Below are 23,751 nucleotides of genomic sequence, written 5' to 3' on the forward strand. Positions count from 1 at the left end.
ATAGGCACCCCCCTTTTGGGACAACCTCATAAAAATGAAAAATCAGCACTACATGCGACTTCTAATGTTACCATGTTCTTGTCACCCGACAGCAGGCATGCCTCCTGGCTGTCAAATCTTACGCGTACCAGCAGGCTTTGGAGAAGAAGCCGCTTTTCAACATTCTCCGCCAACTCCGACTGTCGGCCTAAAATCGATTTGACCGTCTACACTACCCGTCTCCGTCTGGGATTACATCAGGTCCATTTTGCAAGAGTCCAATTATTTACTATTCTGATCCTTGTAATTCTTTATATATTCGTCTTGAACGGCTTTGCCGCCCTGATCCATGTACTGTTGAACCAATGATTTGTACAGGCCATCGACATCGGCTGGTTTAGCAACAATGAGTTTTGCGAGCATTTGTGCTGAAAGATTTGTAAGCGCTGCGTTGTATTTTGCATCGGCTGTATTCGGTAATGCATAGTAATACGAAGTATAATAGTCCGTCAAACCGACCTTTAAAGCATTCTCGACATCCGTTTCATAACCGGGATATCCAGCGGAAACGGCTGCCGTATTTTTCTTCGGATCACCAAGCTCGATACCGTTCGATAGGATATCATAGTCGAGGTTATTTGCAACCGTCATCATTTTTTCGCCGGAATTTGTTGTTCCCGTCTGTTTTGGAACACCGTTAACCATGTTGTAGTCTACGCCTTCTTGACCGTTCTGGAGGAAGAGGGTTACCTTGGGATCAGCCATCCAGTTGAGATACTGTATGGCAAGGTCAACATTTTTACTTGATTTCGGTATGATGATATACATGCCATTTGGGCTGTACCCGTACTTCGGATGCTTGCCTGCATCATTTTGCCATGGATCGATAGGAATAAGCTGAGCACTGGGAACGTTCTTTTTAAGGTTGGTATAGTCGCCGGGAGCCGTCCTGTACGGACCATCCCAGTTCGTTTGGAATGCTCCAACCTTTCCATTGGAAATATCGGCGTCCAACAGTTTTCCATCCTTGTCCGTTGCGAAATTCGGGCTGATCAAGCCTGCATTATACATCTTGTTCATATATTGAACCGCTTTATCAAACCCAGGCATACTCCAGTTTGCCGACCAGCTGGCTTGCGGCATAAGTGTAGCAAACTGTTCTTCCGTAAGATTAGATGGTCTAAAGGCTTCCGGTATATAGTTCAACCCGGGATATGCAGGTTGCAGGGAATAACCATAAGGAATGACTCCGCTTACATTTCCAGGGTTCTTCTCTTTGAAGGCAACCATGGTGTCATAGAACTGTTCCGGTGTAGTCGGCACAGGAAGACCCAGTTTATCAAGCCAGTCTTTACGGATAAACGTATTTTCACCAGCGAGAACCGTCCTCTTGCCCGGTACGGCATACTGCTTGCCACTAAATTTCCCATACTTTAAGACATCGTCGCCCAGATACTTGGTTAGCGTGGATCCATATTGCTGGAGCGCCGAGTCTAGATCCGCCAAACCACCCTGCTGGACATAATTATAGACAACACCCTGGTTGTACGTGTAGGAAATGTCAGGTGCCTGGCCGGCTGCCATCAATACGTTCAGCTTGTCCACTTCCTGGGATCTTGGAACTGTAACGTAGTTCACGGTGACATTAAACTGCTTGCCGAAATTATCGTTGACATACTTGGTCCAGTAGTTATTATTCAAATCCGGCTGCCCAGGTTTGCCTCTGTCGAATACTTCGACCGTTAATGTTCGATGTTTTGTATTGCCTGATCCCGATGTACCTTCATTTTGGGCGCCGTTTGAACTCTTACCCTGACAGGCGGCCAATGTGGAGGCAATGGTTAACGCTGCCAAAGAAACAGAAATCAATCTTTGTGCCTTTGCCTTCAAAGAAATCACTCCCCTTGTTGATATTTAGCAAATTGATTTATATAAATCCGTGAAAAAGATTTCATCATCTCTTTCACGTACCTATATCAGCCTTTCACGGCGCCAATCATAATGCCGGATACAAAGTATTTCTGGAGCCACGGATACACGAGAAGAATCGGAACCGTGCCAAACATAATACTTGCCGACTTTAATGCCTCTGAAGGAAGATTTACGTTGACATTCTCGCCGGACATTTGCTGCGAAATATTGATCACGTTATACAGCTTAAGCTGTATCGTATACAAATGCTCGTCTGTAATGTAGAAAAGAGCATCCTGAAAATAATTCCATCTGTATACGGCATAGAGCAGGCTGATTGTGGCAAGTGCCGGCTTGGAAAGCGGAAGCACAACCTTAAGCAAAATCTGCAGATCGTTGCATCCGTCCAGGCGCGCAGCTTCCTCCAGACTATCAGGAATGCTTTGGAAGAACGATTTCAGTATGATCATATAATAGACGCTCATCATACCCGGAAGAATCAGTGCCCATGGCGTGTTCAATAGGCTTAGATTCTTTACGTTCAAATAATCCGGAATCAATCCGCCGCTAAAATACATGGTAAACAGCATCACCAACAATAAAGCATTCCTGCCCTTGAGTCTTTTTTTAGTCAGCGGGTACGCGGCCAGTATGGTGACGGTCAATGCAAGGAGCACGAATACAATCGTCAAGATGACCGTATAGGCTAATGAGTACAACATACCTCCATCCCCGAATACAACTTTATAGGCTTCTAAATTAAAGTCGATCGGATAAATGGTAACGGCCTGAGATATAATCGCCTTATTAGAGCTAAGGGATTCCGAAAGAATATAAAGAAATGGAACCAGGCAGATAAAAACCGCAATTAAAATAACAAATGCTGCCGTAAAGTCAACCAGTCTATTTTTTAACGTATGTGACATGGTCAGTACCTCCTCACCAAATTCCGTTTTCGCCTAATTTACGGGTAATAAAATTAGAGCTTAACAGGAATATTAAGCAAATAACGGACTGGAACAGGCCGACAGCTGCACCGACTGAAAAGTTCGCCGATTGAATACCTACACGATAAACATAGGTACTGATAACGTCGCCAAAATCCATAACCAGGTTGTTTTGAAGGTTGAATGGACGGTCGAAGTTAATCGCCATCAGATTGCCGATCTGCAGAATCAGAAGGATCACAATGGTTGGTCTGATCCCTGGCAGCGTAATATGCCATATCTTCCTAAATCGACCGGCTCCATCTGAATCTGCAGCTTCATACAGCTGCCTGTCAATTCCCGTCATGGCAGCAAGGTACAAAATGGTACCCCAGCCTGCGTTCTGCCATACTCCAACCAAAGAATAAGTTGCAACCCATGCATATTTGTTCGTGAGAAAAGGAACCGATTCACTGCCCAAATGGCTAAGCAAGGAGTTAAACATTCCCGTAGGAGAAAGCAACTGTGTAACAATGCCGCCAATAATAACCCAGGAAAGGAAATGCGGCAGATACAGGATAGTCTGGCTTATTTTTTTAAACTTATTCCATACCAGTTCATTAATTAAAATCGCCAAAATGATTGGCGCTGGAAATCCCACAATCAAATCCAAACCGTTAAGCACCAGCGTGTTTCGAACAACTTGATAAAATTGGGGTGATGAAAAAATTTGCTTGAACGTTGCAAAATCATTCCACGGACTCAAGCTGACGCCCTGAAAAATGTTGTAATCCTTAAAAGCAATTTGTATGCCGTACATGGGTACATATTTAAATACCACGATATATAAAACCGGAATAAGCAGCATCAGGTAAAGCACGAAATCCATTCTTATATAGTAAAACAATCCTTTCTTTTTTTGCACCGGCTCTTGGACGACATCTTTTTTTTCCAAAGCAACACTATTCTTCGCTGCTTGCATAAACTACAACCTCCATTCTACTAACTCCTTCGAGCAAACCGCGGACGGTCTCGGTCTCCCGTTACGGAAATATTATTGGCTCACGTTTTGCCCTACGCCTTCAATCAGTTTGGCATCGCGCTGCGCCAGCAGGCAAAACTCGGCCGCTTTAAAGGCGTGCTCCTGCGTCATCGCAATCTCCGTACGGTTTAAACAGTCCAGAATCAGTTCTCCGAAAAACGGATATCCGATCTTCCCCGTTACGTCGAAATGATACTCCCCCTCATGATTAACGAGGTATACGTGTCCGCCGCCCTTTTCTCTCGCTATATCCACGTATTTGCGCAATTCGATATAACCATCGGTGCCCAAAATAATCGTACGGCCGTCTCCCCACGTGCTGTTGTCCGCCTGCTTCGATAAGTCCGCTGCACATTCCGAAAATGTGTCCGTGATCGAGTCCGATCACCGCAAACGGAAATGCTCCCTTTGCTTGTCGTCTATAGGCTGGGCTTTTATGTGAAGCCCATCGACATCGATGGACAGAATTTGGTGATTCTTTAGCTCTGGCAAGTTGAGCATTTCATTGATATACTGAGTCTGCATCTGTCTATTCCTTTTGTTGTTTGGTAGGACTTACAACAATACAGGATTAGCAGATGTTTTTCCATTTTCAACCTCGGGTTATTTCGTCAAGCACTGATTTTTTTGAGCCACTTATTATCATCATCATTTCACTCCTTGGAAACATTGTGGGTCGATTTCTTGTCGGTATTGTTTACTTACTGTAAACTTTGTTATAGAAAGGATGTGAATCCGGTGCCTTCTAATTTCATAACGACATACCCCTACCACGAATTTTTTCTTCATTATGCATATCGACGCAAAAGCACAGGGACAGACTGGTACAAAGGAACATTCCATGCGCATCAAGGATTGGAAATCATGATCATTCATGAAGGAAAAGGCAGATTCATCGTCGATCAAAAAAGCTACGAAGTGATACCAGGTATGCTTTGCGTATTTCAACCTTATCAATTGCATCATATTCAATTGGAGATGACGGAAGAGACCCCTTTCGTCCGCTCGATCATTCAATTTGAACCGTTGCTGTATGATGCTTACTTCGAGAAATGGCCAAGTTTGTTTGCATTCTATAAGGGACTTCTGACCAGCAAGCTCCAGTCTCCGTGCCTATATAACCTTGATGAAGCGGATCAATTCCATTCCGTGTTCCAAATCTGGGAAAATCGGAAACAGACGAATGTAGAAGAGTTTTCGTTGTTTCTCGTCGCTTTTTTTTATCAACTTAAGTCGGTGTGGGAACGCTATCAACGTCAGGTCGAAATAAGTGCCATCCGTACGCCCAGTCAAGTCGAACGCATTCTCGCATGGCTGGAAGCTCGATACACTGAACCGCTGAGTTTAAATAAAATGGCAATCGAATTACATCTCTCCCCCTACCACATCTCGCATCGGTTTAAGGAATGGGTCGGAATGACCTTATCAGATTATTTGAATGAGCGGCGTTTGCAGGAATCAGTAAAACTCTTGACCACGACCAATCACACGGTCGCTCAGATCGGCGAATCGATTGGACTTGAAAACTGTTCATATTTCTGCAAAATCTTTAAGAAGAAATTTGGCCTTTCGCCCCATCAATACCGCAAAAAATGGTTATATTTAGTTGAATCCACCGAGTCGAATCAATGACGATCTATAATACTAATTTAACTGTTATAATTTATCGAAACGCCACCAATCGCATGCGCTTACAAATGATCCCTTTCGGTTCTATTTCTGTCCAATTATCTTGGCAAGCAACGAAGTGCACATGACCTTATCTCCTCTTTTCGCCAGGTTTTAAGCCAAAGATTTGCTGCTCCAATCGTATCACAGGCAACCTGGACAGAAGTGACAGGGCATTGCGCCAGAATATAACTATATTGCGGTTAAGCAGTTCCTTTTATACTTCCAATTCCGAACACCCTGAGGATGCAAATCTTGTAACAGACGCTCCTATTTCGGCGCTTTCGGTCGCACATCATTTGCTTAGAGTTGCATTAGTCCAGCGAAAAAAAAAGTAATCGAGCCAAAAATTCCCCTGGTCCGATTACTTATTATCCATGTCAGTAAAGCGCGTGATCATCGCTTTCATGGGATCGAGAGTGGCATACTGTACCAATACGAATATCCAATTTCAATAAATGCCCAATTGTTACCACTAATACTCCCCATTTTTCGCCTGCCTATTCTCCGTCGCATAATAATCATCGCAATAGCCGACAAAGCTATTCCGATCAACGATGCTGCAATTAAAGAACTTTATTTTCTCTCTCCATCACTACTTACTTACGTTCAATCTGAGAAAGTTCTAACCATTGTAATGAAACTGTAATGTTCCCTTCATATTCCTTTCATAATCGCGTCCTATAATGTAACCATGACCCCCCTTTATTATATATTCTCTCTTGCAGCCTGCGACTGATGCCGCAGGCTCCTTTTTTTGTTCCGGGAAATTGCCGCGGGCCGGCAACGAAAAAAGGCGCGGCTGCAGCCGCGCTTGGGATGATCCTGCTTCGTTTCTATCCGGTCAAAAGCTTTTCACCGCTTCGGTAAACTTGCGTGCATGCTCGGTCATCAAGTCAAAGCGCCCCTCCCGCACCAAGTCCAGGTTGACAAGCTTGCTGCCCATGCCGACCGCGCTGGCGCCCGCTTTGAAATAATCGCCGATGTTATGCAGGTCAACGCCGCCCGTGGCCATCATCGGAATATGGTTCAGCGGCGCACGAATTTCTGCCAAATACTTCCATCCGAGAGCTCCCATCGGGAAAATTTTGACCGCATCGGCGCCGGCTTTCCAGGCGCGGACGATTTCGGTCGGCGTCATGACGCCCGGCCAGACGGACACGCCGCGTTCGATGCCATAGGCGACAACCGCCTCGTCCAGGTTCGGCGAGATCAGAAATTGTGCGCCTGCGGCTACCGCATCCTTCGCCATTTCCAGATCAAGCACCGTTCCGGCGCCGATCGCCGCCCTGCCGCCGAATTTCTCCCGCCAGCGGGCGATCACCATCAGCGCGCCGTCCGTATTCATCGTCACTTCCATCATCGTAATGCCGCCGTTCAGCAGCGCCTCGCCTGCCGGGTCGGCATGCCTGTCCTCAATGCCGCGAAATATCGCGACGATTTTATCCTTCAGCAGCCGGTTCAGCATTTCGCTCATGACCGTCTCCCCCATTTCCGTTCGATTAATAGCGCCCGTCCCAATAATCGCGCAAAATACGCAGAAATACGTTTGGAAACGCAAGCTCGCGCATATGCTCCGGACCGATCCACCGGTAGCCGCGCGGCAGCCGCTGCGCGACGGCGTTATCGGACGCGAGCGGGATACCTGCGTCCATCCGGTCCCGGGCAGCGGTCCCATCGGTGAGCGTCGGGCTAGGGCTATGACCCGGCCGGCTTGTGTCTGCCAGATCATGGCCGCGTAAAGCGCCTGAATCGCCCGCCTGATAGCCGACCGGGGCTTCGGCGGCCAGCATCGCGCCGACTGGAGCTCCCCCTGCCGGGTAGATGCCCGGGGCTGCCGGCGATTCCGGCGCATCCAGCGCAGCCGCCTGCTCGAGGACGAAGCCGAACTCGGCCTCGAACACCTGCACGCTCCATACGATATGGCTGAACGTATGCTCGGTTTCGCCCCACCAGCCGGTCGGCCGCACCAGCAGGCCGTCCTCGGCCGCAAGCTGCCGGCACAGCGCATCCATCTGCGCTGCGCGGATCCGCTGCGGCGGCTCGCCGGCCCGCTCCGCAGCCGCCGCGGCAAAAGCATCGCCGCCGTCCCAGCCTGCGGCGGCACCGGCCCCTGCCGAAGCGGCGCGCCGCCCGCGACGCTTCGGCGCAGCTTCGCCGCCCGCGCCCTGCGGGTCCGCGACATGCGGCAGCTCCCACATGCGCGCGAGCAGGCCGCTGTCCGCACGCTGCCGCACCAGCACGCAGCCGGCATAGGCGCCGCTGCCGGCGACGAGCGCCGCCAGCCGCGTTTCCGGCCGCGGCGGCTTCGCCTTCGTCTTCACCGGCAGCTCATGCTCCCTGCCGGCGGCGCGCCCTTCGCAGTGCGCCACGACCGGGCACGTCAGGCAGCCCGGCGACTTCGGCGTGCAAACCAGGGCGCCGAGCTCCATCAGCGCCTGGTTGAAATCGCAGGCGGCTCCTTCCGGGATGAGCGAAGCCGCGAGGCGTTCCAGTCCGGCCCGGGTGGACGGCTTCGCGATGTCGTCCTCCAGGCAGAAATAGCGCGACAGCACGCGCATCACGTTGCCGTCCACCGCGGGCTCCGGCTCGTTGAAGGCAATGCTGAGGACCGCTCCGGCCGTATAAGGGCCGATGCCGCGCAGCGCCGAAACCGCCTGCTTGTCGCCCGGAATGATGCCGCCGTGGCGCTCGACCACCTCGCGCGCGCCTGCCTGCAAATTGCGGGCCCGCGAATAATAGCCAAGCCCTTCCCAGCACTTGAGCACCTCGTCCTCTGGCGCCGCAGCCAGCGCGGCGACGGTCGGGAACTTGTTCATAAACCGCTCGTAATAGGGAATGACCGTGTCGACCCGCGTCTGCTGGAGCATTACCTCCGACACCCAGATCCGGTACGGGTCGCGGTTTTGCCGCCAGGGCAAATCCCTTTTATTTTCCAAGTACCAGCCTAACAGCTCGCGGCTGAAATAGCCGGCCGCTTCCGTCGTCACAGCTCCTCGTCACATCCTTCGCCAGCGACGGAGCTTTCTCCGTGCGCATGCTGATAAATTTGTCTGTAGCGGCTCGGCGTCAGGCCCGTATGCTGCTTGAACATTCGCGACAGGTAGTGGCTCTGCAGCCCGACCTCTCTGGCAACGTCCGACATGCTGGCGCCGGTCTCCTCCAGCAGCCGCTTGGCGCGCTCGAGCCTCCGGCCGTTCACGTATTGAATCGGCGAGCTGCCGACAACATGCTTGAAAAACCCGATAAAGTAGTTCGGGTGCAAATAAGCCAGCCGCGCCAGCTTGTCCACGCCGATGTTCTCCTGGAGATGATCCTCGATATATTCGAGCACGGGATTGAGCGTCTCCAGCGCCTCGATCGCATGCAGCTTCTCGTCGCTCAAGTCGCAGCATTCGAGATAGCAGGCCACGATGTCCAGCAGCGCGGCCCGCTGCCGCAGCTCTTTCGTAAACCGCTCCGAACGGTACGCGCGAAGCAGTTTATCGAACAGGCCCTCCGCATCGCTGGCGGCACTCGGCGTCACGCCGGCCGGCAGCTGCAGCAGGTCGAACATCCGCATATCGCCGACCGGCGCCCGAAAATGGCACCAATACAGCTCGCAGTCCGGTTCGCCGCCGTTTCCGTACGAGACGGAGGCGCCCCTCGGAAGCAAATACAGCTGACCCGGTGCTACCTCGTGCGTCTGCCCGTTGACCGTAAGTAGGCCTGTTCCTCTCTTAAACAGCCAGAACCGGTTATAATCGGCAACCGAATCCGCCTGCCAATGCGGCCCCGGAGCGGATAACGCCGCCATAAACACATCCGCCTGGAAATGCCGGAATTGATTGTGAAGAATCATTCTGCCGGTAAGTTTCATCGCTTGCTCCCACGTCATGTATGCCCTAAGATGTTATACCTATCATTATACGTGCGATCGGGCAAAAAAGGTATCGCAACCCGCGCGAGTTGCTCCGCCCCTAAAATGCGAATATACTTGAAACGTGAGCGTTTGGCGTTATTTACCACTGCAGGGAGTTGAAACGATTCGTGAACAATCGGACAAGACGGATGAATAAATCGGCTAAATCGGCGATCGGGTTAGCCGCGGCGGGCTTCATCGTGCTGACGGCGGTCGCAGGCTGCTCCGGGTCCTCGTCCAAAAGCCTGGAAGGGCCGGCCGACACGGTCGCCATTTTCGAAAAAAACAACTGCATTTCCTGTCACGGCACCGCTCTTCAGGGCCGCATGGGGGAGGCGACGAATCTGCAAAAGGTCGGCGCGCGGATGACGAAAGAGCAGATTGCGGCGCAAATCCGCGACGGCGGCGGCGGCATGCCCGCATTCGGCAGCCGGCTCAGCGCGGACGAAATCGACAAGCTGGCAACCTGGCTGGCGGCAAAGAAATAGCTCACCAGGGAAACGCTTACATACGTAGCCGGAAGACGCTTCAATTATCAAACACGGCCCGGGTCTGCTCCCGCGCGGAGCCGGCCGGACGCCGGCTCCGCGAGCAGCGGTCCGGCATACCTCCACTTCGAGCGGCCCATCACCGGGTCGCACGGAAACCGGTCCCCTCTCACCAGAGGCAGACGGCTTCCCCAGATATCGTCGTACAGCCCGTCAGCCGGCACCGGCTGCCCGGCCGAAAACCGTTTTCCCCCCTTGAAACCGTCACGATCCGCAGAACCAAGCATCGCCGCCAAGCCCCCTTCCGTTTCAGCATTTTTGCCTTTAGTCACGTTGCATTCCAGTTTAGGCAAAAGGTGAAAACGGTATCCGGCCGCGGCCGGAAGCTCAAGCGTGCGCCAGCACGGCGCCGATAAACCGCTCCAGGCTGCCGACGTCCGTAATGCGCAGATTGCAAGCTTCTTCGCTGGCGCAAATATAGTGACCGACCGATTTGTAATAATCCGGTGAAATCGACGATTTCGCCCGGGTTACCGCCGAGACGAACGTCACCTCGCCGAAGCCGCCGCAAAACGTGCATATGTTCTTTTTCGGGGCCGGGGTGCTTCTTCCTTCGATGCCGACCGCTTCGCCGTGCAGCTCGTAGATGAGATACCACTTGTTCGTCGCGATATCCAGCCAGCTCCGGTACGTCAATGCGCCGTGCTGCGACGCGGCCGCATCCGGCACCGGCAGCCTCCGCGCCTTCGGAAACAGCCGCTGCAGCTGCTTCTCGGTGACCGGAGGTAAACGTACGATATACGGCTTCAAGCCGTCGAAAAAGGATGAAAATTCATCCTCGGTTTTCAGGGCCGCAAACGGCTCGATCAGCCTGCGCCGCTCCTCCGGCTCGCGTTCGAACAGCCGCGCCACCTTAAGCGACGCTTCCACGGCAACCGCATTGCCGATCACCGGATCGGTGACGGTCCGCCACGTATTCTGGATGAACGATGCCTGCTGTTTCATGACATTCCATTGATGATTGCGAATAAAAGGCTGGGTCATGCTTCCTCCTCTCGACGGGCGTGCCCGCCCGAATGGGTTATACGCGTTCGATGACGGCGAAAGCCGACGCAAGCGACGCTTCATGCGTAATCGACAGATGGATGGCCGTATGCGCCTCAGATAGTCCGAGCCGCGCCCATGCCTGCGCGGACAAACGGCACTGCGGCTTGCCGAGCGGGTCCCGGCCGATGTCAATATCGGCAAAGCCCAGTCGGCCGCCGATGCCGCAGCCCAGCGCCTTCGAGACGGCTTCCTTCGCCGCGAACCGCCCGCCGACGAATTCGGCGAGGCGCGCCCCGCTGCAAGCCGCAGCCAGCTCCCGTTCCGCCCCGGTCAGAATGCGCTGCATGAAGCGCTCGCCGATGCCGCTCTCCAGCATCCTGCCGATCCGCGCAAGCGACGCGATGTCGTGTCCGATACCGGTAATCATACGTCACACCATCCCCGCAAAATCGCCCTCGCTGGCGCGCATTCTTCACGCGCGGACGAGGGCGATCACTTTTCTTTGCCGAATCAAATGCCGGGAATCGGGTCCCGTTTATGATACGTTTTCAAATACTGCTTTTCCAGCTTCTCGCGCGCTTCGTCGTCGATCGCCTTACCCTCGAGATAATCGCTGTTGGCGTCATAGGTGATGCCGAGCTCGCCTTCATCGGTTTGCCCTTCCCAAAGACCGGCGGTCGGCGCCTTATCCAGCACGCTCTTCGGCACGCCGAGATGGGAGGCGAGCAGGCGGACCTGACGTTTGTTCAGCGTGCTGAGCGGCGTAATGTCGACTGCGCCGTCGCCCCACTTCGTGAAAAAGCCGGTGATCGCTTCCGACGCGTGGTCCGTGCCGACGACCAGCAGGTTCAGGTCGAACGCCAGCGCATACTGCATGACCATCCGGGTACGGGCCTTGACGTTGCCTTTCCCGCCGCGGCTCAAGTGCCTCGGCATCCCGATCGACTTGAAGCCGTGCTCGACCTCGAGGGCGATTTCGTTCACCGCTTCCTCGATATTCGTTTCCACCCGGTACTTCAGGTTGAAAGCTTCCGCGACCGCATAGCTGTCGGCAATATCCGCCTGTTCGCCGTACGGCTGGAAAACGCCCAGCGTCATATATTCCCGGCCCGTTTCGGCCGACAGCTCATCGGTCGCCTTCTTGCAAAGGCCCGTCGTGACGGCGCTGTCGATACCGCCGCTAATGGCGATCAGAAGGCCGGTCGTGCCGGATTTGCGAACATGCTCCTTCAAAAAATCGACGCGTTTGCGTACTTCGGCTTCCGGGTCGATCTCCGGTTTCACGCCGAGTCGCTCAATAACTTCCTGCTGCAGGCTCATTCTCGTTCACCTCTTAACGGCAAAACCAGTCGAAGGCGGCGGTCAGGTCTGCGGAAATTTCAACGGCCGAACGGTTCTCGATTTGATGACGCTCGATAAAATAGACCAGTTCCCCGTCCTTCATCAGTGCAATCGACGGCGACGACGGCGGATACGGCGCAAAATATTCCCGCGCTTTCGCGGTCGCTTCCTTATCTTGACCGGCGAAAACGGTAAACAGGTGATCCGGCGTAATATCGTGCTGCAGCGCCTGCGCCACGCCCGGACGGCATTGGCCCGCCGCACAGCCGCAGACGGAGTTGACGACGACAAGCGCGGTGCCTTTCGCGTCCGGCAGCTTCGCTTCCACTTCTTCCGGCGTGCGCAGCTCTTCGATTCCAAGCCGGGTCAGCTCATCGCGCATCGGCTGGATCATATCCAGCATATATCGTTCGAATGACATCGACATCGTGATCACTCCTACGTTTTTTCTTCCCATTATACCGCCGCTATTATATGAAAGCAAAGAAAAAAGCAGTCCGGAGCGCTTGCCGCCCGGGCTGCTGCAGGCTGTCGTCTATTTGTCGTCCTCGGACGGATCCGCTTCCTCGGCGGCATAGGACGTATTTTTGTCCGGGTGCATGAAGACGCCCGCCTGGGGAGCGATGCCCTTCTCGAAATAATTGCGGTTCTCGTCCGTCAAAAATCCGACGTCCTTGAACGGATGCACCCATTCGTCGCCGGCCATCGTCTCCGGATCGGTCTCGGTCGTCCAGTTGTTCAGCGGCGAATTCGGCGAGTCGTACATATGGTCTCCGATCACGACGTCCTTGCTGTTGACGAAAGGCGCCCGCGGGCCGCGCCCCTCCCGGAATTCGGGAAGGAATTCGATTTCATACGGATCGAGCTCCGGATTGTCTTTGCCTTCCGCGGGAACGGTCGACTCGGCGTCCTGCGGCTGCTTGTCGTGGTTGTCGTTCATGCGGTCGTCCTCCTCAGCGTTCGCTTTGTCGCGTTCTTTCGCGTCACGAGCGTGATCTCCTGTCCGGTTGGATGCGCGCTATTCGGCCGGCCGGTTCGGCCCGTCCGTTTTTTTGTCGTAGGCCGGCGTTTCCGGTTTGGCGGCGCTGTGCCGCCGGCGCTCCGCCTCGGGGTCCGCCTTCGCCGGCAGCCGGCCGGCCGGCTGCCCGAGCCCTTGGTTCTTTTCCACAGCAGGCACCTCCTTCCAACGCTAGTATGCGCCCGGGCGAATTCCGCTATCCGCCGCCTGCCTTCGCATACGAGCCGGAGACCGGCCAGCCGCCGTCTTTGCGCACCGGGAGCTGCGCAGGACCGCCGCGCCGCTTATTCCAGAGCGGCCGCCGCCTCTTGTTCGGCGGCGCGCCGAAGGAACCGGACGATGAACGTCGTTCCTTTGCCTTCCTCGGACTCGACGGCAATATGACCGCCATGCCGTTCGACAATGCTGAGACATAGCGGCAGCCCCAGTCCGGTACCGCCTGTCTTGGTCGTAAAGAACGGCTCGAACAGCCGGTTCAGCTTTTCCTTCGGGATGCCGGAGCCGGTATCGGCCACGCGCAGCTCGGCAAAATCTTCGCTGACGGCCGTGGAAATTCGAAGCACGCCCTTCTGCTCCATCGCCTCCATGCCGTTGCGTGCCAGGTTCAGGATCAGCTGCTTGATCTCTTTGCCGTTCAGCTCAAGAGGAGGCATGTCATCCGACAGCTCCAGCTCGACGGACTGGCCGCGGAGATTTGCGTCCGCCCAAATCAGCGGGAGGATTTCGCTGATAATGCCATGAATCGAGCAGCTCATCTTCTCGATGACCCGGTTCTGGGCAAGCGACAAAAAGTCCGTAATGATCGAGTTGGCGCGGTCCAGCTCGTCCATGACAATGCGAAAATATTCGTCCTGGCCTTCCGGGCTGCGCTCGCGGAGCAGCTGCACGAAGCCGCGGATGACCGCCATCGGGTTGCGAATCTCGTGCGTAATGCTCGCCGCCATCTGCCCGACAAGGCTCAGCCTTTCGATCCGCCCCAGCTCGGCGCGCAGCCGGGTAATTTCCGTTATATCGTGCAGGATCACCGCCGCGCCCGCCATCCGCCCCGATTCGGCGTCGCGGATGCCGATGGCGGATTTCAAAATCATTTTCCCCTGCTGCTCCGCCAGCTCCGATTCCGTCTTCTGTCCGGACAACGCGCGCTCCAGCACCCCCGTCAGGATGCCGCCATCGGCTCCGCCGAACAGGATATCGTAGGTCCGTCCAATCAGACTCGCTCTCCCGTTCTGCGGCCGATAATTCGGGAACAGGCGAACGGCCATGTCGTTAATATGGGTTATGCGGCCGCGTTCGTCGACCAGCAGCACGCCGAGCGGCGTTTCCTCGATAAACTGCTGCAGCTTCTGCGCCTCGATCCGGTAATTGTCCGACATGCGCAGAAGCTCGCCGGAAATCGCCTGCTTTTCGTAAAAATTTTCGATCAGAAACACCGACACCCATGTGGTCAGGTAATAAAGAAGCATATGTACCGCCATAAAACAGACGTCCATATCCGAAAGCGGCGGATGAACCGTCAGCCAGTATCCGATCAGCAAAGCGGCATGCGAGATCATCATCGAGGTCGTAATGGCTAGTAACGACAGATGTTTGTCCCGGCGGGAGGAAGCCGTGTAGCGGCGGCTAAAGACCAGAAGGAACGGAAGGACCGCAGCCAGCTTCGTAAAGGATTGGCTTAGCTCCCACCAGTTGTGGAATAAAACCGTTTTTGCCAAAATAATGACAGTGAAAAGAGCCCCCATCACCTTTCCGCCGCCATACAGCGAACCGATGATCAAAGGCACGAGGCAAAAGCTGAGGTTGAAGCCGTCGACGCTGGACAACAAAGACGAGCTGAGGAAGACGGATGCGCCAAACAGCAGTCCGATGCGCGCCCGGCTGGCAGCGGGTTTTATCGAGCGGTCGTGCCAGAGCTGAAACAGGAATGTCGGCAGCAGCGCAATAATGATTTGCAGCAGAAGATGCTCCCACACAAAAAACGAATCCCCCCTTGCGCAGCAACTTTTTCTATCTCCGATTAAAACATAGTTACTACAATTTTACAATAATAGATACCAGCCGTTTTCATCGTCTCCGCCTGCCGCCGAACTCTTTTGTTTTATTCCGTGTTTGGGTAAACTTACAGCATAGAGAAGGAGACTGGTAAATTGATAAAATACGATGTAATCGTGATCGGCGGAGGCCCTTCCGGGCTGATGGCCGCCATTGCCGCCGCCATCCACGGCGCAAGCGTCCTCTTGCTCGACAAGGGGGACCGGCTCGGCCGGAAGCTGGCGATTTCCGGCGGCGGGCGCTGCAACGTAACGAACAACAAGGAACTGGACGAGCTGATCCGCAATATTCCGGGGAACGGCCGGTTTCTGTACAGCGCCCTTGCCAATTTCAGCAACAAGGACATCGCCGACTTCTTTGAAAAGCTCGGCATCCGCCTGAAAGAGGAGGACCGCGGCCGCATGTTTCCCGTGTCCGACAAAGCGAAGACGGTTGTGGAAGCGCTGATCCGGAAAGCCAAATCGCTCGGGGTCGTCATGAAGGTGAACGCGCCCGTGAAGCGCGTGCTCTATGAAAACGGGGCCGTAGCCGGCGTCGAGCTTGCGTCCGGCGAGAGAATCGATTGCCGCGCCGCGATCGCCGCCTCGGGAGGAAAATCCGTTCCGCATACAGGCTCGACCGGCGACGGCTACAAATGGGCGGAGGAAGCGGGGCATACGATTACCGAGCTGTTTCCGACAGAGGTGCCGCTCGTCTCGAAGGATGCTTTTATCCAAAGCAAGGAACTGCAGGGCTTGTCTCTGCGGAATATTGAAGTGACGGTCTGGAATCCTGGCGGCAAGAGAGCCGTCCGCCACGAAGGGGATCTGCTGTTCACCCATTTCGGATTGTCCGGGCCGACAGCCCTGCGCTGCAGCCAATTCGTGCATCAGATCAAGAAGAAATTCGGCGTGCCGGGCGTCAAAATCACGATCGATCTGTTTCCCGGAGAGACGGCGGAAGAGCTGTTCGACCGGGCGCTGGCGCTTGCCGCGAACGAGCCGAAGAAAGCCGTCAAAAACGTGCTGAAAGCGATGCTGCCCGAGCGCATGATCCCGATTCTGCTCAAAAAATCCGGCATCGGCGGAGAAACGACGTTCGCGAACATCGCCAAGCAGCCCTGGCACGCGATGGCGTCGCTGCTGAAGGCGTTCCCGGCGCAAATCTCGGGCACGCTTTCGATCGAGGAAGCTTTCGTAACCGGGGGCGGCGTGCATTTGAAGGAGGTCGACCCGAAAACGATGCAGTCCAACCTGATGGAAGGCCTGTTTTTTTGCGGGGAAATTTTGGACATCCACGGCTATACGGGAGGCTACAATATTACGGCGGCTTTTACGACCGGTTATACGGCCGGCATGAGCGCCGCAAAGCTTGGTGCGGAGCGCGGCAGCTTATCCGGATCGTCCTAAAGCGCTGCCGCGCCCGCCTCTTTACCTGTTAATCGATACCGGATAATGCTTCACGCCGAAAACGAAGGCGCTTTGGATCGGAACGAGCTGCCGGTCCGGAATACGTTCGAGCCGGCTGTACCGCCGGAGAAGCGCCTGCATCGCGATTTGCGCTTCAAGCCGCGCAAGCGGCGCCCCCAGGCAGAAATGGATGCCGAAGCCGAACGACAGATGCGGATTCGGCTTGCGGTGCATATCAAACCGGTCGGGCTCCGGGAATTTGCTCTCATCCCGGTTGGCCGCCCCCACCATAGAGACCACCTGTTCGCCGGCCTTGATTTGGTGAGTGCCCAGCTCGGTATCCTGAGCGGCAACCCGGCCGATCGCGATGACCGGCGGATAGTACCGAAGCACTTCCTCATTGAACCCCGGAATGGCCTCCGGCGTCCGGCGAAGCTCGTCCTGAAGCGCCGGCTGCTCCGTCAGGATGCGCACGCCGTTCGTGATGAGATTCGTCGTCGTCTCGTTGCCCGCAGCCAGCAGCAAAATGCAGAAGCTGATAATTTCCTGCTCGGTCAGCTTGATCCCGTCGATTTCGGCTGCAAGCAAAGCGGAGATCAGGTCGTTCCGCGGCACTGCGGCGCGCACCTCGAGAATGCTTTTGAAATAGACGAAGAGTTCCTCGAACGTCCGCTTCCGGTTCTCGATCAAGGCCCGGAACGCTTCGTCCGTCAGATCCTCTGCGCTTTCGACCAGCGCGTCCGACCACCTTTTGAAATCGTCCCGGTCCTCCGCCGGAGCGCCCAGCAGCTCCGCGATGACGATGACGGGCAGCGGCGCGGCAAAATCGTGCACCATATCCATTTCGTCTCCGTCGACCCGGTCCAGCAGCTCCTCCGCGATCGATTGAATCCGGGGGGCAAGCTCCTGAATGGCTCTCGGCGTGAACGCTTTGTTCACCAGATCGCGCATTTGCGTATGCCGGGGAGGGTCCATGAACAAAATGTTTTGCCCTGCAGCGGTGCCCCGGATCGACGAGAACGTTTTCGGGTCCTTGAGCACCCGATGCACCTCGTCGTACGCTAACACGACCCAGCAAGCTCTTGCTTCATCGTATCGTACCGGGCCTTTCCTTCTCAGCTCCGACAAAATGCCGAACGGCTGCAGCAGCTTCTCGGCGGAGTCAAGCTCCGGCATGATCAGCAAGCTCGCAAATTTGGCCTCCTGCATACGCTTCATCTCCTTTATATTGGTTCACGGTTTCGGCTGCTTCAAATCCCCTTCCTTTCCATTATAAGCTAAATGACACTCCTATCCCAAACCGGATGGAGTGTCATTTTTGTGACTGCATGGGCGAACCGCCGTCCAAAAAGCCGCGTATGCGGAATCCCGGCCGTCGTTCGCGATTATCGACGCCTTACGTATGGACGTCGCCGGAAAGATAATTGTAGGTTCCGCCGTCCGGGAAAAAATCGTCCTCGCCCGCGGCATCGTCGTCGCGGTTGCGGAGCCCCGGGTCGTCCTGCTCCAGCCCTTCCTCGCTCGCGATCCAGTCCTCGTTGACGACATGGGCGGGGATGCGGATTCCGTCCATCCCGTAGGCGATGCCCGTCAGCTCGCCCTCGGCGGAGGGAACGGCCAGCCGGCCGCCGTGCGCCTGGGCGATTTCCAGCGCCGAGGTCAGATCGTCGCCGCTCATTCGGATATGGAGATCGTGGCCGTGACGCACGACCGCTTCGAAGCCGAGCTCCTTCAGCGTACCGGAGGCGACCGATGCGGCCGACGCATCGTTGAAATGAAAGCATAATGCGGTTTCGTTATTCATGCGGGTTCTTTCCTTTCGGGCTAAAATGTTCCTATCCCGATTAGAATATCCCATCTCCGGACATGTCATGCCCGCGGCGGCTTCGGAAATGAATCGGCTGCGAAATAACCGCCCAGCCAGCGACCTCCGCCGTGGAATTCGCCGTCTCCCCGCTTCCGGCGGACGGGATTTCCTTTCAGCGCCTCCAGGCCGGCGCCGGCAGCGCGGATTTGCCACATGGACCAGTCCGCCGGATGCGGCGCCGTGAACGACGGGAGCGGCTCCGCGCCTTCGATCTCGATCAGCGGGACCGGCCGGCCGGCCATTCGTTTCAGCTCCGCCCAGAACGTAAGATCTCCCATGCCGAGCATCGCGAGCTCGGCCGATGCGGCCTGGAACAATTTGTCGGGCGTAAAGGCGCCGGACCGCTCCAGCAGCCGGAGCACGGTGCGCTCGACGATGCCGAGGCCGTCCTCCTTCGCCGGCAGCCGTTTCAGGTGAACGCGCAGCGCCTCCGCCATCACCGGCAGCACCGCCGCGTCCCGGCCCAGCCAGTCTTCGACCGCCGACGGGTCCGGCGAAGCAAAGGCGGTCCAGGCTCTCGCGCCCGCGGCAAGCTGTCCGGTCAGGACGGGCGTCCGCTGCGGCCATAACGAGTCGATTTGGGCGGGAGTCAGCTGCCCGAGACCGCGAAAATCCGTCACGCCGGGAAACGAATCGGCGATCACCCACGACAAGCCAGGCACCGGCTCCCGTGGGCATGCTTCGCCGCCGGGCATTCCGGTACCGGCAGCGCTTACAGCGCCGGCCGGTCGCCCGGCGGCCGGTGTATGGGCCCGGCCGAAGGAGCGGGGAATTTCCGCCTTGCGGCTGAGCAGATGCAGCAGCGAGGCGAGCATGGCCTGATCGAACAGGTCGTATTCGAACCACAGCACGATCTCGGCTTCGCCCGACCAGGCCCGGTCCAGCGCGGTCAGCAGCTCCCGGCGCTGCAGCGCATAGACCGGAGCGGGAATGCCCAGCTCCCGCTCCAGCCAGGACGCCCTTCGGGCGGTTGCGTCGGGTCTTTCCCAGATCGGCTCCGCCGGGCCGTCAAGCCAGCTTTCCCGCCAAGGCAGCACCTCGCCGGGAATACCGCTTGCGCGAATCCGCTCCGCGGCGGCATCTCCATTCGTAATGTGCACATATTGATCGTTCACGATGGTTTCCTCCCTTCCCGATGGTTCCGAAGCAGCAGAATATCGGACATGATTTTGTTGATGCCGTACCAGACGGCCAGCGACGGGACGGCAAGCGGCAGTCCCCAAACGCCGTACCGCTGCAGTCCGGCAATGACGGCGAGCAGCAGCACTCCCGGCGCAATCATCCACAAGCGGGTCAGCTCCGCCGACCTTTTACGGTCTTCATCCGTCCAAGAGAATTGGGCGATGAACGGTTCGCCGGCGAAGCTGCGCCAATGCGACTGCGCCCAAAGGGAGAGCAGCACGGGCAGGACGACGATCAGCGCCAGCTTGAGCGCAAACGGCGTCAGCGCCACCGCGATCGCCGCGACTGCGGTATACTGCAGCCAAATACGCAGCAGCGCATACCGCCGGACGAACGTTTTTAACGCCGCTTCCGCAAGCATCGTGCCGCCGTCGAACCGTTTGAACAGCCGCTTCGAGCGCCTCAGCACAGCCGGCTTGCCGAGCGGAATGCGCGGACGGCGCTCAATCACATTGCGCAGCAGCAGCTCCGTGCTGGCGAGCCGCGCCCGGTGCTCCGCCTGCACGTCACTCTCGAACGTATAACGTGCGCGAAGCTTCGCCCGTCCGATCCACAGCGCGGCGGCAAGCCCCGCTGCGGCGGCGCCGGGAAGCAGCTCCGGGAGGCCGGACGGCACGACCGCCGCCGCAAAAAGCACGGCTAGCGCGATTCCGCAGCCATATTTGGCCGCATACCGGCGGAATCCGCGGTAACGAGCCTCAACCAGGCTGCGCTGCACCGCCGCCAGGAAGGCGAGCTCCGCCGTGAACAGCGCCATCAGCGCGACCCGCCCCGGCGGCACTTGATGCAGCGCCGACAAATACGGCAGCAGCAGCCCGTAGGCGAGCGCCGTGACGAAAGCGAGCGCAGCCGCGGTATAGAGCATGCCGCGCAAATACAGTCCCCGCGTCCATTCCCTTCGCTGCAGCAGAAACAGGACGTCGGCTTCCTCGGCGAATGTCCGGAGCCGGCCGGCGAAAACGAGTACGAACGGAGCCCGTTCGATCGTAATCAGCGGCACGTGCGTGATCCATTCGGCCGGATGATGCCACTGCCAGGCGTACATCGCAGCGCCGATCCACAGTCCCGGGATGATCAGATACAGCCAAACCGTCCAATCGAGCGCCGTGCGCCAGACCCGCCACTGCTCGGTCCAGAAACGGGCGAGCCTGCGGCGGAACAGCCCGTTCACCGTCCATTGCATCAAGCGGCCCGCTCCCGGGTTGCGTGCCGCCGTACGTATTCCATTCATAGGGGCCTCCTGAAAGTGCTGCGAGGCATTAGCTCGGGTGGTACATGATCGCAGCAAATCTTCCCTCGTTTGCAGAGCATAAACTTAGGTGGAACATGATCTCAGCTAATCTTGCCTCGTTTGCGAAGTATATGCTCGGGTGAAGCTCAACCGCGTCAGTCAAACCCGTTTCGAAAGCATCCGCTGTGCGCTCGCATGCATCCGCTTTCAATTATAGCGGTCCGCGTTACGTCAGCGCGTAGAAGCATTCCGTCAACGGGGCGCCCGGCGCGCAGCCCGCCTGCTCGCGGATCTCGGCCAGCGTGCCGCGGGCGACGACGGAGCCGCCGTCGATCAGGATAATCCGCGAGCAGATGCGCTCCGCGGTATCGAGCACGTGCGTCGACATCAAGACGCCGGCTCCGCGCCGCCGCTCCGTCTCCAGCAGCGCCAGAAAATCGCGGGTCGCCCGCGGATCGAGGCCGACGAACGGCTCGTCCACGACGTAGACGTCCGGCTCGAGCATAAAGCCGACGATCAGCATCATTTTCTGCTGCATGCCCTTCGAGAAGCCCGCCGGCAGCCGGTGCCGGTCGTGCGTCAGCCGGAACTGCTCCAGCAGCCGCTCGGCCCGCTCGGTAAACGTCGATTCGCCCAGCCCATAAGCCGACGCGGCAAGCTGAAGATGCTCCCACAGCGTCAAATAATCGTACAGCACCGGCTGCTCCGGGACGTAGGCCCAGCGCTTGCGGCTTCCGCCGACCTCGATATCGCCATCGACATGACGCAGCATGCCGAGCAGCGACTTGACGGTCGTGCTTTTTCCGGCGCCGTTCGGGCCGATCAGGCCGACCAGCTCCCCTTCCTCCACTTGGAAGGCGATATCGCGGATGACGGGGGCATCCGCCTCATAGCCGGCCTTCCGGATATTGACGCTCAGTACGTTGTTCATGTTCAAGCTCCTCGTTCGTACGGACGGAAGACGGCGGATGGCCGCGCCTGCCGCAGACGTGATTCGGCGCCCCGCTTCACGGGATGGTGAGCCGCCCTTTTCACTGGAAAGCCCTTTATCAAATGTATCCCTTCAATTCGACGTCCGTCCGCCAATCCCCTTTATTTTTCATGCTGACAATCGATGGCAGAGAGAAAAAAAGATCCCCGCGGGTCGCCCCTCGGGGAATGATACGTATCGTTCAGCCAATGCGGTTCCTTCACGGGGAGCGGGTTAACCCCGGTAAGCCTTGAGCGCTTCGTTCATGCCGCGCGTCTGCGCGTACACCTGCTGGTAAATGCGGAACAGCCCCGCGTACGTTTCGACGGCCGCAGGCTGCGGCTTGTACACCGATGCGCGCTTCACGAACTTGTCCGCGCACGCCTCCAGGCTGTCGAACCAGCCGCAGCCGTATGCAGCGAGCATCGCCGCGCCAAGGCCCGGCCCCTGCTCGTTCTCCAGCGCGACGACGTCGGCGCCGAAAATGTCGGCCTGCATCTGCAGCCAGACCGGGTTCTGCGCGCCTCCGCCAATCGAAACGATCGTATCGACCGTTTTGCCGGCCTGCCGGAACAGGTCGACCGATTCGTTCAGCGAGAACGTGATGCCTTCCATGACGGCACGGGCGAAATGAACGCGCTCATGCGCGCCGTCAATGCCGATGAAGCTGCCGCGAATCGCGGAATCCGCATGCGGGGTCCGCTCGCCGACCAGGTACGGCGTGAACAACAGCCCGTTCGAGCCCGGCTTCACCTCGCCGACGCCGGCGAGAAACTCGTCGTACGATTCGCCTTTGCCGAACGCGTTTTTAAACCAGCTGAGGCTGTAGCCGGCGGCAAGCGTAACGCCCATCGCATAGAAGGCGTTCTCCTTGCCGTGGTTGAAGAAATGCACCTTGCCCTTGTAATCCCTGGCGCTGCCCTGCTCGTAGGACAGGATGACGCCGGACGTGCCGATGCTGCACATCGTCAGCCCTTCCTGCAAAATGCCGGCGCCGATTGCGCCGCACGCATTGTCCGCGCCGCCGGCGAATACCTTGGTCGCCGGGGACAGACCCGTGCGCTCCGCCTGCGCTTGCAGCAGCGTGCCGACGAGCCCGTGCGACTCGATGAGCGGCGGGCAGAACGAGTCGGGCAGGCCGAACGCGTTCAGCACCTCGGCGCTCCACTTTTTGCCCGCCACGTCGAGCAGCAGCGTACCTGCGGCGTCGGAGTAATCCATATGCAGCGCGCCGGTCAGCCGGTAGCGGACGTAGTCCTTCGGCAGCAGGAACAGCGCCGCTTTCGCGAACGCCGCCGGCTCGTTTTTGCGCACCCACAAGATTTTCGGCAGGGTGAAGCCCTCCAGCGCCGGATTGCGGGTGATGTCGAGCAGCTTCTCGCCGAGCACCGTTTCGATGACGCGGCATTCCGCCGTCGTGCGGGTGTCGTTCCACAATATCGCGTTGCGTACCGGATTTCCTTTGTCGTCCAGCAGCACAAGACCGTGCATTTGGCCGGAGAAGCTGATTCCTTCAATCTCTTCGGCCGCAATGCCGGAAGTCCGCGTCAGCTCTTGCAGAGCCTCGATCGTCCCTTCCACCCAGTCGTCCGGGCGCTGCTCGCTCCAGCCGGAATGCTCGTGAAAGAGCGGGTAGCTGCGCGACGCTTCGGCGGCGACGGCGCCGCTCCTATCAAGGAGCAGCGCTTTGACCGCGCTGGTGCCGAGGTCGATCCCGATCACATAAGCCATCTGATGGAGGAC

23 protein-coding genes and 1 pseudogene are annotated in these 23,751 nt (G+C 57.0%); 3 read left to right on the plus strand and 21 right to left on the minus strand.

The genetic code is table 11. From position 1 onward, the window contains the following. Window positions 1–261: 261 nt before the first annotated feature. From PD282_RS21040 to PD282_RS21055, 4 genes and pseudogenes are all read right to left on the minus strand, one after another. On the minus strand, window positions 262–1,869 hold the full coding sequence (locus PD282_RS21040; protein WP_274652890.1) for an extracellular solute-binding protein: 1,608 nt from the start codon (window positions 1,867–1,869) through the stop codon (window positions 262–264). A gap of 86 nt (window positions 1,870–1,955) precedes the next feature. Beyond that, on the minus strand, window positions 1,956–2,816 hold the full coding sequence (locus PD282_RS21045) for a carbohydrate ABC transporter permease (RefSeq protein WP_274652892.1): 861 nt from the start codon (window positions 2,814–2,816) through the stop codon (window positions 1,956–1,958). A gap of 13 nt (window positions 2,817–2,829) precedes the next feature. After that, the gene (locus PD282_RS21050; RefSeq protein ID WP_420832319.1) at window positions 2,830–3,798 is read right to left on the minus strand and encodes an ABC transporter permease; all 969 of its coding nucleotides are present in this window, start codon (window positions 3,796–3,798) and stop codon (window positions 2,830–2,832) included. A 72-nt stretch (window positions 3,799–3,870) separates the two neighbouring features. Continuing rightward, window positions 3,871–4,176: pseudogene (locus PD282_RS21055) on the minus strand (Gfo/Idh/MocA family protein); the annotation flags it as partial. Between the two features lie 420 nt (window positions 4,177–4,596). On the opposite strand from PD282_RS21055, the gene PD282_RS21060 reads away from it, so the two are divergent. Then, window positions 4,597–5,490, plus strand: coding sequence for an AraC family transcriptional regulator (locus PD282_RS21060; RefSeq protein WP_274652894.1), 894 nt, complete (start codon window positions 4,597–4,599; stop codon window positions 5,488–5,490). An 880-nt stretch (window positions 5,491–6,370) separates the two neighbouring features. Here the strand turns inward: PD282_RS21060 and PD282_RS21065 are convergent. The 3 genes from PD282_RS21065 to PD282_RS21075 are packed head-to-tail and all read right to left on the minus strand — an operon-like array spanning window position 6,371 to window position 9,385. Then, the gene (locus PD282_RS21065; RefSeq protein ID WP_274652896.1) at window positions 6,371–7,003 is read right to left on the minus strand and encodes a bifunctional 4-hydroxy-2-oxoglutarate aldolase/2-dehydro-3-deoxy-phosphogluconate aldolase; all 633 of its coding nucleotides are present in this window, start codon (window positions 7,001–7,003) and stop codon (window positions 6,371–6,373) included. 25 nt (window positions 7,004–7,028) lie between these two features. Further along, on the minus strand, window positions 7,029–8,516 hold the full coding sequence (mutY, locus tag PD282_RS21070; RefSeq protein WP_274652898.1) for an A/G-specific adenine glycosylase: 1,488 nt from the start codon (window positions 8,514–8,516) through the stop codon (window positions 7,029–7,031). After that, complete coding sequence (locus PD282_RS21075) at window positions 8,513–9,385, minus strand: AraC family transcriptional regulator (RefSeq protein WP_274652900.1); 873 nt, start codon at window positions 9,383–9,385, stop codon at window positions 8,513–8,515. The genes mutY and PD282_RS21075 overlap by 4 nt, the downstream gene beginning before the upstream one ends. A gap of 170 nt (window positions 9,386–9,555) precedes the next feature. Here PD282_RS21075 and PD282_RS21080 point away from each other — a divergent pair, with 170 nt between their 5' ends. Continuing rightward, complete coding sequence (locus tag PD282_RS21080) at window positions 9,556–9,915, plus strand: c-type cytochrome (RefSeq protein WP_274652902.1); 360 nt, start codon at window positions 9,556–9,558, stop codon at window positions 9,913–9,915. 47 nt (window positions 9,916–9,962) lie between these two features. Here the strand turns inward: PD282_RS21080 and PD282_RS21085 are convergent, their stop codons facing one another. The 8 genes from PD282_RS21085 to PD282_RS21120 all read right to left on the minus strand — a co-directional run bounded on the left by PD282_RS21085 (window position 9,963) and on the right by PD282_RS21120 (window position 15,291). Next, window positions 9,963–10,202, minus strand: a complete 240-nt coding sequence (locus PD282_RS21085) for a hypothetical protein (RefSeq protein ID WP_274652904.1) — start codon at window positions 10,200–10,202, stop codon at window positions 9,963–9,965. 100 nt (window positions 10,203–10,302) lie between these two features. Further along, on the minus strand, window positions 10,303–10,959 hold the full coding sequence (locus PD282_RS21090; protein WP_274652906.1) for a FusB/FusC family EF-G-binding protein: 657 nt from the start codon (window positions 10,957–10,959) through the stop codon (window positions 10,303–10,305). Between the two features lie 37 nt (window positions 10,960–10,996). Beyond that, entirely contained in the window at window positions 10,997–11,389 is a 393-nt protein-coding gene (gene acpS / locus PD282_RS21095; RefSeq protein ID WP_274652908.1) for a holo-ACP synthase, read from the minus strand. Window positions 11,390–11,472: 83 nt separating this feature from the next. Then, on the minus strand, window positions 11,473–12,282 hold the full coding sequence (gene nadE, locus PD282_RS21100; protein WP_274652910.1) for an ammonia-dependent NAD(+) synthetase: 810 nt from the start codon (window positions 12,280–12,282) through the stop codon (window positions 11,473–11,475). Between the two features lie 13 nt (window positions 12,283–12,295). Then, complete coding sequence (locus PD282_RS21105) at window positions 12,296–12,730, minus strand: BrxA/BrxB family bacilliredoxin (protein WP_274652911.1); 435 nt, start codon at window positions 12,728–12,730, stop codon at window positions 12,296–12,298. 108 nt (window positions 12,731–12,838) lie between these two features. Further along, window positions 12,839–13,243, minus strand: coding sequence for a DUF3905 domain-containing protein (locus PD282_RS21110; protein ID WP_274652913.1), 405 nt, complete (start codon window positions 13,241–13,243; stop codon window positions 12,839–12,841). 78 nt (window positions 13,244–13,321) lie between these two features. Then, entirely contained in the window at window positions 13,322–13,471 is a 150-nt protein-coding gene (locus PD282_RS21115; RefSeq protein WP_274652915.1) for a hypothetical protein, read from the minus strand. 134 nt (window positions 13,472–13,605) lie between these two features. Then, window positions 13,606–15,291 (minus strand): ATP-binding protein, encoded by a 1,686-nt coding sequence (locus PD282_RS21120; RefSeq protein ID WP_274652917.1) that lies wholly within the window; start codon window positions 15,289–15,291, stop codon window positions 13,606–13,608. 177 nt (window positions 15,292–15,468) lie between these two features. On the opposite strand from PD282_RS21120, the gene PD282_RS21125 reads away from it, so the two are divergent. Beyond that, window positions 15,469–16,758 carry a BaiN/RdsA family NAD(P)/FAD-dependent oxidoreductase gene (locus PD282_RS21125; RefSeq protein ID WP_274655401.1) on the plus strand — a complete coding sequence of 430 codons (1,290 nt, stop codon included), beginning with the start codon at window positions 15,469–15,471 and terminating at the stop codon, window positions 16,756–16,758. Window positions 16,759–16,779: 21 nt separating this feature from the next. Here the strand turns inward: PD282_RS21125 and PD282_RS21130 are convergent, their stop codons facing one another. From PD282_RS21130 to xylB, 6 genes are all read right to left on the minus strand, one after another. Then, window positions 16,780–17,967: a cytochrome P450 gene (locus PD282_RS21130; protein WP_420832320.1), complete on the minus strand. Its 1,188-nt coding sequence runs from the start codon at window positions 17,965–17,967 to the stop codon at window positions 16,780–16,782. Window positions 17,968–18,154: 187 nt separating this feature from the next. Continuing rightward, window positions 18,155–18,562 carry a hypothetical protein gene (locus tag PD282_RS21135; RefSeq protein WP_274652922.1) on the minus strand — a complete coding sequence of 136 codons (408 nt, stop codon included), beginning with the start codon at window positions 18,560–18,562 and terminating at the stop codon, window positions 18,155–18,157. Window positions 18,563–18,627: 65 nt separating this feature from the next. Continuing rightward, window positions 18,628–19,740, minus strand: coding sequence for an RNA polymerase subunit sigma-24 (locus tag PD282_RS21140; protein WP_274652924.1), 1,113 nt, complete (start codon window positions 19,738–19,740; stop codon window positions 18,628–18,630). Then, a complete protein-coding gene (locus PD282_RS21145; RefSeq protein WP_274652926.1) occupies window positions 19,737–21,038 on the minus strand; it encodes an ABC transporter permease in 1,302 nt (433 codons plus the stop codon). Before PD282_RS21145 ends, PD282_RS21140 begins: the two co-directional genes overlap by 4 nt. A gap of 226 nt (window positions 21,039–21,264) precedes the next feature. Then, entirely contained in the window at window positions 21,265–21,969 is a 705-nt protein-coding gene (locus PD282_RS21150; RefSeq protein ID WP_274652928.1) for an ABC transporter ATP-binding protein, read from the minus strand. A 273-nt stretch (window positions 21,970–22,242) separates the two neighbouring features. Then, on the minus strand, window positions 22,243–23,739 hold the full coding sequence (gene xylB / locus PD282_RS21155; RefSeq protein WP_274652930.1) for a xylulokinase: 1,497 nt from the start codon (window positions 23,737–23,739) through the stop codon (window positions 22,243–22,245). Window positions 23,740–23,751: the final 12 nt, after the last annotated feature.

Source organism: Paenibacillus humicola (genome assembly GCF_028826105.1).
In the GTDB taxonomy this organism is placed as follows: Bacteria; Bacillota; Bacilli; order Paenibacillales; family Paenibacillaceae; genus Paenibacillus_Z; species Paenibacillus_Z humicola.

Coding starts and splice junctions, on each gene's coding strand:
- PD282_RS21045 (WP_274652892.1), bottom strand. CDS start 2,816: ATGTCACATACGTTAAAAAATAGACTGGTTGACTTTACGGCAGCATTT.
- PD282_RS21050 (WP_420832319.1), bottom strand. CDS start 3,798: ATGCAAGCAGCGAAGAATAGTGTTGCTTTGGAAAAAAAAGATGTCGTC.
- PD282_RS21065 (WP_274652896.1), bottom strand. CDS start 7,003: ATGAGCGAAATGCTGAACCGGCTGCTGAAGGATAAAATCGTCGCGATA.
- PD282_RS21075 (WP_274652900.1), bottom strand. CDS start 9,385: ATGAAACTTACCGGCAGAATGATTCTTCACAATCAATTCCGGCATTTC.
- PD282_RS21085 (WP_274652904.1), bottom strand. CDS start 10,202: ATGCTTGGTTCTGCGGATCGTGACGGTTTCAAGGGGGGAAAACGGTTT.
- PD282_RS21090 (WP_274652906.1), bottom strand. CDS start 10,959: ATGACCCAGCCTTTTATTCGCAATCATCAATGGAATGTCATGAAACAG.
- acpS (WP_274652908.1), bottom strand. CDS start 11,389: ATGATTACCGGTATCGGACACGACATCGCGTCGCTTGCGCGGATCGGC.
- nadE (WP_274652910.1), bottom strand. CDS start 12,282: ATGAGCCTGCAGCAGGAAGTTATTGAGCGACTCGGCGTGAAACCGGAG.
- PD282_RS21105 (WP_274652911.1), bottom strand. CDS start 12,730: ATGTCGATGTCATTCGAACGATATATGCTGGATATGATCCAGCCGATG.
- PD282_RS21110 (WP_274652913.1), bottom strand. CDS start 13,243: ATGAACGACAACCACGACAAGCAGCCGCAGGACGCCGAGTCGACCGTT.
- PD282_RS21130 (WP_420832320.1), bottom strand. CDS start 17,967: ATGCAGGAGGCCAAATTTGCGAGCTTGCTGATCATGCCGGAGCTTGAC.
- PD282_RS21135 (WP_274652922.1), bottom strand. CDS start 18,562: ATGAATAACGAAACCGCATTATGCTTTCATTTCAACGATGCGTCGGCC.
- PD282_RS21145 (WP_274652926.1), bottom strand. CDS start 21,038: ATGAATGGAATACGTACGGCGGCACGCAACCCGGGAGCGGGCCGCTTG.
- PD282_RS21150 (WP_274652928.1), bottom strand. CDS start 21,969: ATGAACAACGTACTGAGCGTCAATATCCGGAAGGCCGGCTATGAGGCG.
- xylB (WP_274652930.1), bottom strand. CDS start 23,739: ATGGCTTATGTGATCGGGATCGACCTCGGCACCAGCGCGGTCAAAGCG.